14 protein-coding genes and 2 tRNA genes are annotated in these 15,453 nt (G+C 69.9%); 7 read left to right on the top strand and 9 right to left on the bottom strand.

Annotated features, from left to right (window positions below):
* On the bottom strand, positions 1-548 hold a 548-nt coding region (locus G6045_RS17965; RefSeq protein ID WP_165332992.1), incomplete at its 3' end, for a TetR/AcrR family transcriptional regulator.
* A 139-nt stretch (positions 549-687) separates the two neighbouring features.
* Here G6045_RS17965 and hisN point away from each other — a divergent pair.
* From hisN to G6045_RS17935, 6 genes are all read left to right on the top strand, one after another.
* Positions 688-1,488: a histidinol-phosphatase gene (gene hisN / locus G6045_RS17960; protein WP_165332991.1), complete on the top strand. Its 801-nt coding sequence runs from the start codon at positions 688-690 to the stop codon at positions 1,486-1,488.
* A 165-nt stretch (positions 1,489-1,653) separates the two neighbouring features.
* The gene (locus G6045_RS17955) at positions 1,654-2,052 is read left to right on the top strand and encodes a CBS domain-containing protein (RefSeq protein WP_165332990.1); all 399 of its coding nucleotides are present in this window, start codon (positions 1,654-1,656) and stop codon (positions 2,050-2,052) included.
* Positions 2,053-2,152: 100 nt separating this feature from the next.
* Positions 2,153-2,569: a Fur family transcriptional regulator gene (locus tag G6045_RS17950; protein WP_165332989.1), complete on the top strand. Its 417-nt coding sequence runs from the start codon at positions 2,153-2,155 to the stop codon at positions 2,567-2,569.
* Positions 2,570-2,738: 169 nt separating this feature from the next.
* Positions 2,739-3,539 (top strand): ABC transporter ATP-binding protein, encoded by an 801-nt coding sequence (locus tag G6045_RS17945; protein ID WP_165332988.1) that lies wholly within the window; start codon positions 2,739-2,741, stop codon positions 3,537-3,539.
* Positions 3,536-4,441 carry an ABC transporter permease gene (locus tag G6045_RS17940; protein WP_165332987.1) on the top strand — a complete coding sequence of 302 codons (906 nt, stop codon included), beginning with the start codon at positions 3,536-3,538 and terminating at the stop codon, positions 4,439-4,441. The genes G6045_RS17945 and G6045_RS17940 overlap by 4 nt, the downstream gene beginning before the upstream one ends.
* A gap of 33 nt (positions 4,442-4,474) precedes the next feature.
* Complete coding sequence (locus tag G6045_RS17935; protein ID WP_165332986.1) at positions 4,475-5,608, top strand: ABC transporter substrate-binding protein; 1,134 nt, start codon at positions 4,475-4,477, stop codon at positions 5,606-5,608.
* Between the two features lie 62 nt (positions 5,609-5,670).
* Here G6045_RS17935 and G6045_RS17930 read toward each other — a convergent pair.
* The 4 genes from G6045_RS17930 to G6045_RS17915 all read right to left on the bottom strand — a co-directional run bounded on the left by G6045_RS17930 (position 5,671) and on the right by G6045_RS17915 (position 11,110).
* Positions 5,671-5,744 (bottom strand) — tRNA-Met (locus G6045_RS17930).
* 66 nt (positions 5,745-5,810) lie between these two features.
* The gene (locus G6045_RS17925) at positions 5,811-7,748 is read right to left on the bottom strand and encodes a tetratricopeptide repeat protein (protein ID WP_165332985.1); all 1,938 of its coding nucleotides are present in this window, start codon (positions 7,746-7,748) and stop codon (positions 5,811-5,813) included.
* A 321-nt stretch (positions 7,749-8,069) separates the two neighbouring features.
* Positions 8,070-8,143: transfer RNA gene (locus G6045_RS17920), tRNA-Met, on the bottom strand.
* A gap of 48 nt (positions 8,144-8,191) precedes the next feature.
* Positions 8,192-11,110, bottom strand: a complete 2,919-nt coding sequence (locus tag G6045_RS17915; protein ID WP_165332995.1) for a UPF0182 family membrane protein — start codon at positions 11,108-11,110, stop codon at positions 8,192-8,194.
* Positions 11,111-11,301: 191 nt separating this feature from the next.
* On the opposite strand from G6045_RS17915, the gene G6045_RS17910 reads away from it, so the two are divergent.
* Positions 11,302-11,859, top strand: coding sequence for a PPA1309 family protein (locus G6045_RS17910; RefSeq protein WP_165332984.1), 558 nt, complete (start codon positions 11,302-11,304; stop codon positions 11,857-11,859).
* Between the two features lie 148 nt (positions 11,860-12,007).
* On the opposite strand, the gene G6045_RS17905 is transcribed toward G6045_RS17910, so the two are convergent.
* The 4 genes from G6045_RS17905 to G6045_RS17890 all read right to left on the bottom strand — a co-directional run bounded on the left by G6045_RS17905 (position 12,008) and on the right by G6045_RS17890 (position 15,412).
* Complete coding sequence (locus G6045_RS17905) at positions 12,008-13,096, bottom strand: YlbL family protein (RefSeq protein ID WP_165332983.1); 1,089 nt, start codon at positions 13,094-13,096, stop codon at positions 12,008-12,010.
* Positions 13,097-13,176: 80 nt separating this feature from the next.
* Entirely contained in the window at positions 13,177-13,365 is a 189-nt protein-coding gene (locus G6045_RS17900) for a hypothetical protein (protein WP_165332982.1), read from the bottom strand.
* A 134-nt stretch (positions 13,366-13,499) separates the two neighbouring features.
* Positions 13,500-13,961: a molybdenum cofactor biosynthesis protein MoaE gene (locus tag G6045_RS17895; RefSeq protein WP_052576868.1), complete on the bottom strand. Its 462-nt coding sequence runs from the start codon at positions 13,959-13,961 to the stop codon at positions 13,500-13,502.
* A 95-nt stretch (positions 13,962-14,056) separates the two neighbouring features.
* Positions 14,057-15,412, bottom strand: coding sequence for a tetratricopeptide repeat protein (locus G6045_RS17890; RefSeq protein WP_165332981.1), 1,356 nt, complete (start codon positions 15,410-15,412; stop codon positions 14,057-14,059).
* Positions 15,413-15,453 lie beyond the last annotated feature (41 nt).

Genomic DNA, 15,453 nt, shown 5'->3' with positions numbered 1-15,453 from the left:
ACCCCACCCTCCCCCACCGGCGCGATCACGCACGACAGGGCGAGCCGCAGGGCGAGTTCGCACTCCCGGTGAGCCCGTGACGCCTCGTCCTTGACCGCGCCCGGCGCGATCCGGGTGGCCACCGCCCGGTCCCGTACGACCGCCACCACGTCCGCCGGCGACGGCAGCGGGCCGTCGGCCCGGCGCTGCGCAGGCACCGCCGAGGTCGACGGGATCGCCGTGAGCGGGGGCGCGGGCAGGCGCGGCCCCCAGCAGCCGGTCAGGACGGCCCGGATCAGCGCGTTCGTACGGGCCGCCGCGACGGTCCACTCCGCGAGCCGCGGCAGACCGCCCTCGGCGAGCGCGCGGTCGGCGCCCGCCAGATACGCGTCCGTCTCACGCCGTACGAGCGCACGGGCCAGACCGTCCTTGGAGCCGAACTCGTTGTAGAGGGTCTGCCGCGAGACGCCGGCGACGGCGGCCACATCGACCATCCGGACCGTGGACCAGGACCTGCGCTGCAGCGCGGTGTACGCCGCGTCGAGCAAGGACTCCCGTGCTGCGGGCATGGTCGCCTCCCCGTGCCGGGCCGCTATGGGGAGAGTTGACTCGCCCGCACGCACTGTCAAGGGGGCCGGAGGCAACCCGTCCGTCCCTCGCCCACGGGGCCATGTGGTCCCTGAGGTACACGATCGCTACTGTTCGACCATGCCCGACTACCACGATGATCTGCGTCTCGCCCATGTCCTCGCCGATGCCGCGGACCGCGCCACCATGGCCCGGTTCAAGGCGCTCGACCTCAAAGTCGAGACGAAGCCGGACATGACGCCGGTCAGCGAGGCGGACAAGGCCGCCGAGGAGCTGATCCGCGGACAGCTCCAGCGGGCGCGGCCGCGCGACGCGATCCTCGGCGAGGAGTACGGCGTCGAGGGCACGGGCCCGCGCCGCTGGGTGATCGACCCGATCGACGGCACCAAGAACTATGTGCGCGGCGTGCCGGTCTGGGCCACCCTGATCTCCCTGATGGAGGCCGGCGAGGGCGGTTACCAGCCGGTCGTCGGCGTGGTCTCGGCGCCCGCGCTCAACCGGCGCTGGTGGGCCGCGAAGGGCGGCGGCGCCTACACCGGCCGCAGCCTCACCTCGGCGACCCGGCTGCAGGTCTCGAAGGTGAGCCGGATCCAGGACGCCTCGTTCGCGTACTCCTCGCTGACCGGCTGGGAGCAGCGCGGACAGCTCGACGGGTTCATGGAGCTGCAGCGCGCGGTGTGGCGCACGCGGGGATACGGCGATTTCTGGCCGTACATGATGGTCGCCGAAGGCTCCATCGACATCTGCGCCGAACCCGAGCTCTCCCTGTGGGACATGGCGGCCTGCGCGGCCGTGGTGGCGGAGGCGGGCGGCACGTTCACCGGCCTCGACGGGCAGCCGGGACCGCACAGCGGCAACGCCGCGGCCTCGAACGGACTGCTCCACGACGAGCTGCTCGGCTACCTGAACCAGCAGTACTGACGCGCTTGCGATTCAGGCCGCGCTACCCGTACGCCCTCAACTAGCCGCGCGCTCCCCCTTGTTGACCATCTCTTGACCTGCCACGCTGAGCCTACCCCCACATTGTGAACTTGTGAATCCATTCTCTAAGAGGATGGGATCACGACTAGGAGGTGGCTTCAGCCCATGCTCGTCCGTGACGCCATGAGCACGATGGTCCTCACCATCGGACCCGACCACACCCTCCGCCAGGCCGCGCGCCTGATGTCCGCACGCCATGTCGGCGCGGCCGTCGTCCTCGACGTCGACGCCGACGGGATCGGCATCCTGACCGAACGCGACATCCTCAACTCCCTCGGCGCCGGACAGAACCCGGATTTCGAGACCGCGGGACGCCACACCACCACCGACGTCGTCTACGCCGCACCCGCCTGGACCCTGGAGGACGCCGCCGAGGCGATGGCGCACGGCGGCTTCCGGCATCTGATCGTGCTCGACGAGCGTGAGCCCGTGGGCATCGTGTCCGTGCGCGACATCATCCGCTGCTGGGCACCCAGCCGCCGGCACACCACGCTGGCGAGCTAGCCCCCGCCCTTGCCCGCCTTGGACCGGGTCCAAGGCGGGCAAGGTTCCAAAGTCACATCGATTCGGGGCCCTGGACCCTTGAACTGTTAGGGTTCTGGCCATGAGTGACCTCCTGAATCGACTGCGCGGACGCGGCTGGCGCATGACCGCGCAGCGGCGCGTCGTGGCCGAGGTCCTCGACGGCGACCACATGCATCTGACCGCCGACGAGGTGCACGCGCGTGCCGCCGCCCGGCTGCCGGAGATCTCCCGCGCCACCGTCTACAACACGCTCGGCGAGCTGGTCTCGCTCGGCGAGGTCCTCGAGGTCTCGACGGACCGCCGCGCCAAGCGGTACGACCCCAACGCCCACCGCCCGCACCAGCACCTGGTGTGCGCGCGATGCGGCGCGATCCGTGACGTCCACCCGGCGGGCAACCCGCTGGCCGACCTCCCGGACGCGGAGCGCTTCGGCTTCACGATCTCCAACGTCGAGGTGACCTACCGGGGCATCTGCCCGGACTGCGCCGCCGCCTGACCTTTCCGTTTCCGAGAGCCCCCGCGTCCTGACGCGGGGGCTCTTTCCGCATGCCCCGTACAACCATCAAGTCCCCACCCCCTTCCCGAATCTGACGGTCCGTCATATCGTCGTCGGCGGCCGAAACTCACCGTTGCACTCCGCAAGGCAGATTCCGCAAGGAGACCCCGTGGGAGACCCGCACCCGACCCCACCGCACCAGCCGCCCAAACTGCACGCCACCGACCTCACCCGCACCTTCGGACGCGGCCCGAAGCAGGTGAACGCGCTCGGTCCGGTCGATCTCGCCATCGCCCCGGGCGAGTTCACCTGCATCGTCGGACCGTCCGGCTGCGGAAAGTCCACGCTGCTCAGGATCGCCGCGGGACTGCTCAGGCCCAGCGCGGGGACGCTCGAGATCCGCACGTCGAGCCCGCGCCCCGCCGCGATGATCTTCCAGGACTACGGCATCTACGACTGGAAGACCGTCCTGGCCAACGTCCGCTTCGGACTCGACATCCAGCGCGTCCCCCGCAAGGAGGCCGACCCCCGCGCCCGCGACTGGCTGGTCCGCATGGGCCTCGCCGACTTCGCCGACGCCTACCCCGCGGCGCTCTCCGGCGGTATGCGCCAGCGCGTCGCGATCGCCCGCGCCCTCGCCGTAGAACCCGAGATCCTGCTGATGGACGAGCCGTTCGCCGCGCTCGACGCCCAGCTGCGCACGATCCTCCAGGACGAGCTCCTGGAGCTCACCCAGACCACCCGCACCACGACCCTCTTCATCACCCACAGCCTGGAGGAGGCGATCGTGCTCGGCGACCGGGTCCTGGTGATGTCCGCGCGCCCCGGCCGCGTGATCGCCGAGCGGCGCCCGCCGTTCGAGCGGCCGCGCTCGGGAACCGTCCGCGACACCCCTGAATTCACCGCCCTGAAGAGCGAGTTGTGGGAGCTCCTGCGCGGCGAGGTCCGTACGGAGGCGGTGCCGGCATGAGTCTCACCAAAAACACCAAGAGCACCAAGAACCCGAAGAGCCCGAAGAGCCCCGGCAAGGAGACCGAGGGCATCCTCGTCCGCAAGCCGGGCCCGCAGGAACTCCAGCCCGCCCGCACCCACCGGCGCCGGCGCACCCTGGAGATCTCCCTCGCCATCGCCGTGCCCGTCGCCCTCGTCCTGCTGTGGCAACTGGCCGCCGTACAGGGCTGGATCGACGACCGCATCTATCCCGCCCCGCAGACGATCATCGAGGACGGCTGGGAGCGCGCCGCCGACGGAGAGCTGTGGCCGGACGTCTGGGCCACGCTCAAGCGCGTCCTGGCCGGCTATGCGATCGGCACCGTCGCGGGCTATGTGCTCGGCCTTCTGATGGGCTCGCTCTCCCTCGTACGCGCGGCACTCGAGCCCCTCCTCGACGCGCTCTACGTCGTACCGAAGCTGGCCCTCCTGCCCATCTTCCTCAACATGTTCGGGCTCGGCGAAGGACCGCAGATCGCACTGGTCGCCGCGACCGTGTTCTTCTTCGTGTGGATCTCCACCATGGCCGCCGTGCTCGCCGTACCGGACGGCCACCGCGACGCCGGCCAGGTCTTCGGCGCCTCGCCCTGGCAGATGTTCCGGCACGTCCTGCTGCCCGCCTCGCTGCCCGCGGTCCTGGTCGGCGCGCGGATCGCGGCGGGAGTCGCGGTCCTGGTGATCGTCGCCTCGGAGTCCATCGCCGCGTCCGACGGCCTCGGCCATCTGATCTTCGACTCGCGGGCGCTCTTCCAGAACGACGTGATGTTCGTCGGCATCGTCTGCGTCGCCGTGCTCGGCGTCCTCTTCTCCGAACTGGTCCGGATCGCCGGGCGGTTCCTCACCCCCTGGGCGCCACGCGACCGCGGCCGCGGCCAGTCCTGATCGAGTCTCAGCCCGTACGTACGGAGGCACTGCATGCACACCCGCAAGGCGATCCCCGCGCTGCTCCTGGCAGGCGCCCTGCTCGCGTCCACGGCCTGCGCCAAGGAGGACGACGCACCGGCGCAGTCCGCGAAGCCCCGGGACATCAAGGTGGTCGCGGGCTGCGCCGCGAACGGCTGGACCGACCCGGCCGACCTCGCCGAGGCCCGCGAGCCCGCTCGCTGCGACAAGGGCACGCCTGCCCCGCAGAAGCTGAAGAAGGAACGCAAGCTGGTCGTGGCGACCGGCACGCTGAGCGCCGAGTACGTGGCGCCGCTCCAAGTGGCCGTACAGAAGGGCGAGTTCAAGAAGGAGGGCCTGGATGTCGAGCTGAAGGTGCTGCCGACCCCGGACGCCCTGCCGCTGCTCGCCAAGGGCGATATCGACGCCCAGTGGGCCGCGCCCGAGGCGGCCGTGATGAACGGCATCAACGGCGGCTTCGACATCAAGTGGGTGGCCGGCAACTTCTCGCCCGACCCCGAGTCCAAGAGCGGCCTGTGGGTGCGGCTCAAGGACGGCGAGACCGCCACGAAGGTGCCGATGGCCGGCCGCAAGCTCGGCACGATGATCGGCAAGGGCTCGGTGATCGCGTATCCGATGAGCAAGGCGCTCACACAGCACGGCGGCGGGCTCGACAAGGTGGACTTCCGCCAGCTGGGCTCGGCGGACGTCCTGACCGCACTGGAGAACGGCGGCGTGGACTCGGCCTGGCTGCTCGACCCGGTGTGGCGCAAGGTCGACGGGAAGGACGAGTTCGCGTTCCTCGGCGGTCAGCCGCTGGGCGAGCCCTTGGGCGGCGCCCTGTTCGGGCCGAATCTGCTCACCGAGGACAAGGACGCCGGGGTCGCCTTCCTGCGCGCGTACGTCCGCACGATCAACACGTACTTCGCGGGCGACTACAAGTCCGATCCGGCCTTCGTCACGGAGCTGGCGAAGCTCCTGAAGATCGACGAGGCGATCGTGAAGTCGACGCCGTCCCTGCGGATGGACTGGGAGCTGCGCAAGGGCACCACGGACCGGCTGCAGGACGCGTACGCGGAGGCCGGGGTCGCGGAGGGCGACCGGGTGCCGGAGGACAAGGCCGTGGACCGGTCCTTCTACGCGGAGGCGGTCGGGCACAAGATGTGAGCCGACGTTGAGCGCATATGAAGAAGGCCCGGATCCTGAGGATCCGGGCCTTCTTCATTCAGTAGCGGGGACAGGATTTGAACCTGCGACCTCTGGGTTATGAGCCCAGCGAGCTACCGAGCTGCTCCACCCCGCGTCGGTAAACCCGACTCTACGTCAGGGCGACGACCAGCGCAAATCCGTTCCCCAGGCCGCTGCGACGCTAGGCCGTGAGCTCCTGCTGCAGCGCCTCGCTCAGGCGCGCGGCCCGTTCGCTCACCTCGGCGGGCCCGTACGAGACGGCCTTGGCGCACCAGCGCTGGGCCTCGGGAAGATCGCTCCGACGCGCGTAGAGCAGGGCGAGCCGGAGCGCCGCCCGGCCGTGCCCGGCGTCGGCAGCGCGCTGCCACCAGACGAGGGCCTCGGGCTCGCTGCCCTCGCGGGCGAGCAGCAGTCCGAGGTTGAACGCGCCGCCGAGGCTGCCCGCCTCCGCGGCCATCCGGTACCAGCGCGCCGCCTCGACCACATCGTCACGAGCCGCGGCGAAGGTGCCCATCCGCACCTGCGCCCGCCGGTGCCCGAGCTCGGCGGCCCGCTCGTACCACTCCTCGCACTCGGTCTTCTCGGCCGCGACCTCGCCGAGCGCGACGCCATGGCGGCCGTCACGGGGTCCCCGGTCGAGGACGGTGCCGAGCCGGTACGCGGCCTCGGCGCTGCCACCGCCCGCCGCGCAGCGCAGATGCCTCTCGGCGCTCTGCCGGTCGCCCTCGCGAAGGTGGGCGATACCGACCTGCAGCGCGGCCTCGGTGTGCCCGGCCGCGGCGGCCCGCTCGTACCACTCGAAGGCCACGGGCTCGTCGTCGCGACCCGCGTAGAGGATGCCGAGGTTGAAGGCGGCGTCCACGCTGCCGGCCTCGGCCGCCTTGGAGAACCAGGGCTCGGCGCCCGAGGCGTCACCGGCCTGCATCAGCAGCACGGCAAGGGCGTTGGCGGCCTCGCGGTGACCGGCGTAGGCGGCGCGGCGGTACCACTGCTCGGCCTGGCGGCTGCGCTTCTGCGCGGCGCAGAGCAGACCGAGGTTGTACGCACCGTTCACATCGCCCGCGTCCATGGCGGCGCGGTACCAGCGCTCGGCGGTCTGGGTCTCGCCGCGCTCGGCGTGCAGGGCGCCCAGCGCGTTGGCCGCGTTGCCGTCGCCGTTCTGGGCGGCTTTCAGCCACCACACGGCGGCGCTGTCCTCGTCGCCGGCGTCGCGGAGCAGGAAGCCGAGCGCGCAGGCGGCGCGGGCCTCGCCGTCCTTGGCGGACGTGAGGTACCAGCGTCCGGCCTCCTTGAGATCGCCGCGGCGCTCCAGGATCGCGCCGAGCTGCAGCGCGGCCCTGCGGTGGCCGCGCGCGGCGGCCTGCCGGTACCACTGCTCGGCCTCGGCGAGCAGGCTGCCGCCGAGGATGCGGCTGCCGGTGTCGGGTTCGGGGGTCTCCTGCGCGGACGGGGAGGCGCCGCCGTTCGCGTACGAGCGGTCCGCGCTGTTGTCGTACGCGGAGTCCGCGCCCTGCCCGAAAGACCGCGCCACGGGCGCCGTACCGGTCAGGGCGCCCCGGGTCTCGGCCGCGCGGCGCTCCAGGGCGCGGGCCAGGCGGTACGCGGCCTCCCGGTGGCCGCGCTCGGCGGCGGCGCGCATCCAACGCTCGGCGCCGACGTCGCTGCGGTGCTCGAGGAGGTCGGCGAGCGCGTAGGCGCCCAGGGCGTGGCCCTGTTCGGCGGACTGGCGCAGCCAGTACTCGGCGGCCGGCTCGTCACCGCGCTCGCGGTGGTGGCGGCCGAGGGCGTGCGCGGCCGCGGCGCTGCCGGCCACGGCGGCGATCCGCCACCACCCGGCGGCCTCGTCCGCGTAGCCGCGCTGATGGAGGAGCACACCCAGGTTGTTGGCGGCCGCGCGGTCGCCGTCGGCGGTGGCCTTGCGCAGATAGGGCTCGGCGGCGTCGAGGTCGCCGCGGCGAAGGAGCAGGGAGCCGAGGACGCTCATCGAGGCGATGTCGCCGCATTCGGCGGCATGGCGATGGCGTGCCTCATCGACGGCCGTGGCCGGATCCTCCCGGTCGGCCGACTGCGGAAGTCGCCCTGTCTCCAACAGAGTTGCCCTGTCCCCCATAAGTTCCATCGTCGCACCACCTGCAACCCGGGTACACCTGGTATACCCCGACCTGTGAGGTCACTTCAGCGTTTTGTCGACATGCCCACAGGGAGACAAGTCAAACACAGATCTGCCAACTCCCCCCGCACGGCGCAGTTGTCACACTCACAGGTATCAACTGCCCCCGCGTTCAAGGGACATGAGTACGAGAGCGGTCACGGAGGCCGCCGGACATGGTGAGCTCCGGCCCTGGACGTGACCGATGCCCCGCCCCGGACGCGACCGATGCCCCGGCCCCGGACATGACTGAGGCCCGGATCTTCAAGAGATCCGGGCCTCGGTCTTCAGTAGCGGGGACAGGATTTGAACCTGCGACCTCTGGGTTATGAGCCCAGCGAGCTACCGAGCTGCTCCACCCCGCGCCGTTGTGTCCAAACCGTACCACGGCGCGGGACGGAGCTTTGACCAGCTCAGTCGTCCTTGCGGGCCTTGCCCTCGGCCTCGATGGCTCGCTTCACAGCCTCCTCGGCCTTCTTCATGGCCTCGTCGTAGCCGGAGAGGTCGCCCGCCTTCAGCGCCTTGTCGGCCTCGTCGAAGGCCTTCTGCGCCTCGTCCAGCGCCTCCTTGACCGTCGGGTCGCTGGAGGGCGGTGGCGTGGGCTTGTCCGGGTCCTCGGAGGGTGGCACCTCGGGATCGGCGCCTTGTGCCCCGAAGACCGCGTCGAAGCTCTCCGCGAGGGTGTCCTTGAAGACGGGGTCGCGCGCGCCCGTATAGGAGACGCCGACCTTCTTCAGAAGCGGGTAGTTGGCGTTACCACCCTTGACGTAGACCGGTTCGACATACAGGAAGCCCTCGTCCAGCGGGATCGTCAGGAGATTTCCGTAGACGATGTCCGAGTCCGTGCCTCTGAGGTCGCGGACGAAGGTCGCGACTTCGTTGTTGCCGTTGAGTTCGGACTGGACCTGTTGGGGTCCTGGCACTTCCGATTTCACGTTCAGGACTCTTATCGTCCCGTACTCGCTGCTGTTGGCATCGGCGTCGACCGCCATGAACGCCTGCAGATTCGGCCGGCCGTTGGGCGTGAACGTGGTCGTCAGCGAGAACTTCTGATCCTGCTGCGCCGGCGTCTTGCCCTGCTCCGGCATCTTCAGGCTCAGGTAGTACGGCGGGACCGCGTTCTTCTCCTTGTTGGTCGGGTCGTCCGGCACCTGCCAGACGTCCGAACCGCTGTAGAACTGCGGCGCCTCGGTGACGTGGTACCGGGTGAGCAGCTCGCGCTGCACCTTGAACAGGTCCTGCGGGTAGCGCAGGTGCTCCTTGAGCTCGGGCGAGATCGCGCTCTTCTTCTCGACCGTGCCCGGGAACGCGTTCATCCACGTCTTGAGGACCGGGTCCTTCTCGTCCCACTGGTAGAGCTTCACCTTGCCGTCGTACGCGTCGACGGTGGCCTTCACCGAGTTGCGGATGTAGTTGACCTGGTTCTGCTGGGCCACCACCGCACGCTGGTTGTTGGCCGCCGTCAGCGAGTCGGCCGTGGTGTCGCCGAGCGTGGTGCGCGAGGCGTACGGATAGCCGTTCGTCGTCGTGTAGGCGTCGACGATCCACTGGATCCGGCCGTCGACGACCGCCGGATAGGCGTCGCCGTCGATGGTCAGCCAGGGGGCGACGGCCTCGACGCGCTCCTTGGGCGTGCGGTTGTAGAGGATCTTCGAACCCTCGCCGATCGCACCCGAGTACATGATCTGCGGCTCGCTGAACGCGACCGCGTAGGCAGCCCGGTTGATCGGGTTGGAGAGGTTGACCCCGCTGTCGCCCTTGTAGCTGGTGGTCTGCTCGCCGTCCTTCTCGTAGTCGAGCTCCTTCTGCGGACCGCCGACGATCGAGTACTGCTCGGTCTTCTCGCCGTAGTAGATCCGCTGCTGGTACCCCTTGGGCAGCTGACCCGTGGTCGGCAGGCCCTTGTCGGTGAACTCCGGGGAGCCCGCCGGGTCGGCGTTCGGGTCCGTGCCGGTCCCCTTGGCCGTGATCGCGCCATAGCCGTGGGTGTACGTGAAGTGGTCGTTGATCCAGTTCCGCTTCGGGATGCCGTCGAGGTCCAGCTCGCGCAGACCGATGACGGTGTCCTGCTCCTTGCCCGAGGCGTCCTTGTAGCGGTCGACGTCGAGCGTGGTCGGGAACTGGTAGTACTTGCGCAGCCGCTGCAGCGTGTCGAAGGTCGGGCCCACCACGTTGGGATCGATCAGGCGGTAACTGGCCTGGGCGTCCGCCTGCTTGCGCTGGTCGGCCTTCGCGGTGTCGGAGTCACCGGTCTTGCCCTTGCCCGAGTAGTCCGTGATCTGGACGCCATCGATGTCGTACGCCTTGCGCGTGGCCTCGATGTTCTTCTCGATGTACTCCTGCTCCTTGGCCTGCTCGTTCGGCTCGACCTGGAACTTCTGCACGATCGCCGGGTAGAGACCGCCGATCAGGATCGCCGAGAGCACCATCAGACCGAAGCCGATGACGGGCAGCTGCCAGGTGCGGCGCCACAGCGTCGCGAAGAACAGCACGGCGCAGATGGCCGCGATGCAGAACAGGATGGTCTTCGCCGGCAGATACGCGTTGGCGTCGACGTAGCGCAGACCCGTCCAGTTGCCGGTGGCCTTGAAGTCACTGGACTTGACCGCGAGTCCGTAGCGGTCGAGCCAGTACGCCACCGCCTTCAGGGCCACGAACAGGCCGAGAAGGACGGAGAGATGACCGGTCGCGGCCGAGGTGGCGCGGGCGCCGCCGGTGACCCGCAGTCCGCCGTACAGATAGTGCGTGAGCGCGGCGGCGATCAGCGAGAGCACGGCGGCCGCGAAGCCGAAGCCGAGCATGAAGCGGTACCAGGGCAGATCGAACGCGTAGAACGCCACGTCCAGGCCGAACTGGGGGTCCTTCTGGTTGAACGGCACCCCGTTCACCCACATCAGCCACGTACGCCACTGGCCCGCGGCGGACGCGCCGGCGATCAGGCCCACCAGGGCGGTGATCGCGAGCAGGATCCACTTCTTGTACGGGGCGATGCCCATGCGGTAGCGGTCGAGGCTCTGCTGCTCGAGCGACATGGCGCTCAGCGGCGGGCGCAGCCGGTGCGCGAGCCAGATGTTGACGCCGACGGCCGCGGCCATCAGGAGACCGAAGACGGCGAACAGACCGATCTTGGTCCACAGGGTCTTGGCGAACACCGAGGAGTAGTCGACCGACCGGTACCACAGCCAGTCCGTCCAGAACCCGGCGAACATCACGAACGCCATGAAAAGCACGGCGAGGACGCCGAGCGTCATCAGCAGGGTGCGGACACGCCGGGACGGACGGCCCACTCTGATCCGTGGCCCCGAAGGGGGGCCTGAGCCGCGGTCCGGCATCTGGAAAGCCAAGGTGCGCACCTCGAAGTTCGGCGGTCGGTGTGGGGGCTCCGCGATCGTAGAGCCCACTCGTGCAACTTACTGAAGCTTTACTCAGTTCCCGGACCGGGGTTGGCGTTTCCGATCCGTGATGTCCGAGTCGGTGCGGCTGAGTTCTTCGTCCGGGGTCTGAACCAGGCAGGATATGGGCCATGTCGAATGTTTCTCCCTCCGGCCCCCCGATGGCCGCGAGCCCGCTGACCCGTGCCGTACTCGAAATCGACGAGTATGTCGGCGGTCTCGGCTGGGATCAGCCCGCCCGTCTGTTCGCCCTGGTGGACACCGCCAAGCTGCGCGCGCAGGAACCGGGCCTGGCCGACCGGCTCGGTCTGACCGGTGAGGAGACGGCCGGCGCGCTGACCCCCATCGAGCAGGACGAACTGCCCGCCGGCGCCCCGCTGGACGAGTTCCTCGGCACGATCGCCTGGCCCGACGCGGTGGCCGGCTGTGCGCTCACCGTCGAGCGTCTGATGCTGCCGCCGTCGGCGGAGGCCTCGGTTCCGGACGGTCTGAGCGAGAAGCAGCTGGCCGCGTGGGTCGGCAAGCACCCGGACCGTCAGGAGGTGCGCATGACGGTGGGAGTGTTGCGCAACGGCACGCGCGAGTCGGCGCTGCGGCTGCGCGAGAAGGACTCGCCGAGGGACGTTCTGACCGGCTCGGACCTGGTGCCGGGGCTTGCGGAGGCGCTCGCGGCGACGTTCGCCGGCTGAGGCTCTGTCCCTCGGACCCTCGGATACGAGGAGGGGGCGCCGCATCGGATGCGGCGCCCCCTCCTCGTATCGACTGCTTGGAACTCGACTGCTTGGTACTCGGCTGCTTGGTACTCGACCGCTCGCTACCCGACTGCTCGCCACTCGCCTACTTGGCGGAGCAGGAGGGCAGGTCGGAGGTCTTGCCCGCGCGGATCTTGTCCAGGGAGTCCACCGCGTCGTCGATGGTCTCGACCTTGACCAGGGTGAGGCCGTCGGGGATGTCCTTGGCGGCCGAGGCGCAGTTGGCCTCGGGGGTGAGGAAGTACTCCGCGCCCTTGCTGCGGGCGCCGACCGTCTTCATCTCGATGCCGCCGATCGGACCGACCTTGCCGCTGTCGTCGATGGTGCCGGTGCCCGCGACGAACTTTCCGCCCGTGAGGTCCTCGGGGGTCAGCTTGTCGACGATGCCGAGCGCGAACATCAGGCCGGCGCTCGGACCGCCGACGTCGGCGAGCTTGATGTCGATGGTGAACGGGAACGTGTGATCGGTCCCGGCCTGGATGCCGACGATCGCCCGGTCGCCCTCGGGAGCCTTCTCCGTGGTGATGGTGATCTTCTCGGTGGCCGTGGCCTCCTTGCCGGCCTTCTCGGCCGCGGCGGCCTCCTTGGCGGGCACGATCGTGAACACGACGTCCTCGCCCGGCTTGTGCTTGGTCACCAGCTTGGCGACGTCGTCGGGCTGCTCGACCGCGGTGCCGTCCACGGCCTTGATCACATCACCGGCGTGCAGCCTGCCCTCGGACGGGCTGTCCTTGAGAACGGTGGCGACGACGACCCGGGACTTCACCGGGATGTCCAGCTCCTTGAGCGCGGCGACCTTGGCGCTCTCCTGGGACTGGCTGAACTCCTCGGCGTTCTCCTGCGTCGACTGCTCCTCCGTCTTCCCGTCCGGGTAGAGGGTGTCGTGCGGTACGACGACGTTGTCGTGCGCGATCCAGCCGTAGACGGCCTCGAAGAGGTTCATCTTGTAGTCGGCGCTGGTGACGCGGACCGTCGTCATGTTGAGGTTGCCGGTCGTCTCGTAGGTCTTGTGGCCCGAGATCTGCAGCACCGGCTCGCCGTCGTGCTCGCCGAGGGTGTTCACCGTCGGGCCCGGAGTCATCTCCGCGTACGGGACTTTGATCAGCACACCCGCGCACAGCAGCGCGATCAGCATCAGGGTGGAAGCGAGCATGGTCGCGGTGCGGCGAGGCATGGAACGACAGTACGGGACGCCCCTGCGAGTGCACCCCTGGGGCCGGTCCGTCCGGGGCGCTCGGGCGGCCCGGACCGGGGTCAGGCCGCGTCCGTCCCGGTTTCCGCTTTCGCGCTGTCCTCCATCGCGGCGCGGAACTTCGCGTACCCCGCGAGCTCGGTGACATCGCCGGTGCGTCCGGACTTACGGGCGCGGGTGGCCCAACTGCCCCACAGGGCCGCGCCGATCGCGGCGAAAAGCGGAATGAGCAGCCATGCGAGCGATGCCATGCCGACCTCCCGACCCCAACTGACCGATCACTACTGAGTGATCAGCAGATTAGCCATCCGTACGGACAACGCTCAGGGCGGGGGTGGGGTTACGCAACCGGAGGGACTGGTGCTTCCTCCTGTGACGTACGGGGTCAGCAGGCGCCGACCCACTCCTCCGTACCGTCGGAGAACTTCTGGTGCTTCCAGATCGGGACCTCGTGCTTGAGGGTGTCGATCAGCTGCCGGGAGGCCTCGAAGGCCTCGCCCCGGTGCGGGCAGGACACGGCGACGACCACCGCGATGTCACCCACTTCGAGGTCGCCCACGCGGTGGACGGCCGCGAGGGCCCGTACCGGGTAGTCGGCGCAGACCTTCTCGGCGACGCGGCGCAGCTCGGCCTCGGCGGAGGGGTGGCAGGAGTAGCCGAGCGCGTCGACGTCGGCGCCCCCGTCGTGGTTGCGCACGGTGCCCACGAAGAGCGTGGTGCCGCCGGCCGCGCTGTCGCCGACGGCCGTGAAGACCTCGTCGACCGAGAGCGGGGTCTCGCGGATCGCGAGCAGCCGGATCGGATCCTGCGCCGCCTGCTCGCCTGGGTGGTCATACCGTGCAGCCATGCCCTCCATCGTGCCGTACGGGAGCGAGATCGCGGAATAGCGGTTTCGACCGGGTGTACGGGGGTGGGTGTCGGAGGGTCCTACAGGCCGGAAGGTCAGAACGGCGGCTCGTCGTCACACCCGGGAGTGCCCAGCGGATCGGGCGGGGCCGCGACGGGCCGGTGGAGGACTCTCACGGCGTCCTCGACACGGCCGAGCTCGATGAGGTAACCGGCAAGCTGATGTCTTTCGGGCGACGCGTGCCGTTCGAGAACGGCGACGGCCTCGTCGGTCCGTCCTGCCCCGGCCAGCAGCTCGGCGATGTGTGAAGCCGCGTACGGGGTACCGCTCTCAGGGTGGGCGCGGGCCTGCGCGATCGCCGCGTCGACGCCGTCGTGGGCGGCGATCAGCGACAGCCGGATCCAGTACAGGTCCCACTGCTCCTCGCCCCCGCGGGCGGCAGCGAGGGCGTCGAGGTGCGCCAAGCCCTCTGCGGGGCGGCCCTGCGCGTGGCACTGCTCGGCGAGGGCGTGGAGGATCCAGTCGTCTCCGTTGCGGGCCTCCGCCTGAGCGCGCAGCACGTCGATCGCTTCGCTTCCGCGGCCGTGCCGGGTCAGGAGCTGCGCGAGCAGGTAGGCGGAGTTGGGGTCGCCGCCCGGAGACTCGTCGGTCTGCTGGTATACGCCGATCGCGCCCTCCACGTCGCCACGCAGTTCCAACAGCTCGGCCAGACTCTGCACGGCATGGCCCAGGCCCTCAGTCGCGGCGTAGGCGCGCAGTTCCTCGATCCGGTCGTGCCGGGCCAGCAGGTCGGCCAGTTGATCGCGGCCGTTGACCGACGTGATGTTCCGGGTGCGCAGCAGGGCTACCGCTTCGTCGAGGCGTCCCTGACGTTCACGGATGGTGGCCAGCAGGCTGATCGCCGTGTCCGCATCCAGGCCGCGGCAGCACCACGGGGAGTCGCATCGATGGTCGGCGGGAATCAGAGCGGCGAGCAATGCGGCCGCTTCCTCGTTACGGCCGGCCGCGTCCGCCACCTCGACCAGCGCCGCGGCGACGGCCAAGTCGTCGATATACGGCCGCGCAAGGCGGAACGCCTCGTCACCGTGGCCGTGCCGGGCGAGCAGTCGCGCGTGGAACTCCAGCGCCGACGGATGGCCTGCTTTCATGCGAGCTCGGCTCAGGGCGATTGCCTCGTCGGCCCGCCCCCAGCTCTCCAGCAGTTCCGTCGTGCTCTGCACAGCGGTCCACCAGCCCGTGGCGAGGTAAGGGGCGAGGACCTCCAGGGCCTCGGCCCGCTGGTCCCGCTCGCCGAGCAGCCGCGCCCACTCCCGCGCACAGAACCACTCTTCACGGTGGGCCCAGTACTCGACCGCCGCGTCATGGCCGAGTTCCAGGAGCCGGGAGACCAGATGCGGCGGGATGCCCCCGGACTGCGTCCGGGCACGGTAGTCGAGATCAGCAGCGTCCACGGCGATGCACCGTAGCGCAGCACCCCGCACTGCCGTGGCCG

Source organism: Streptomyces mesophilus (assembly GCF_011044995.1).
Classification (GTDB): domain Bacteria; phylum Actinomycetota; class Actinomycetes; order Streptomycetales; family Streptomycetaceae; genus Streptomyces; species Streptomyces mesophilus.
Note: the sequence above shows the minus strand (reverse complement) of the source record. Positions and strands in the feature narration are given on the sequence as shown.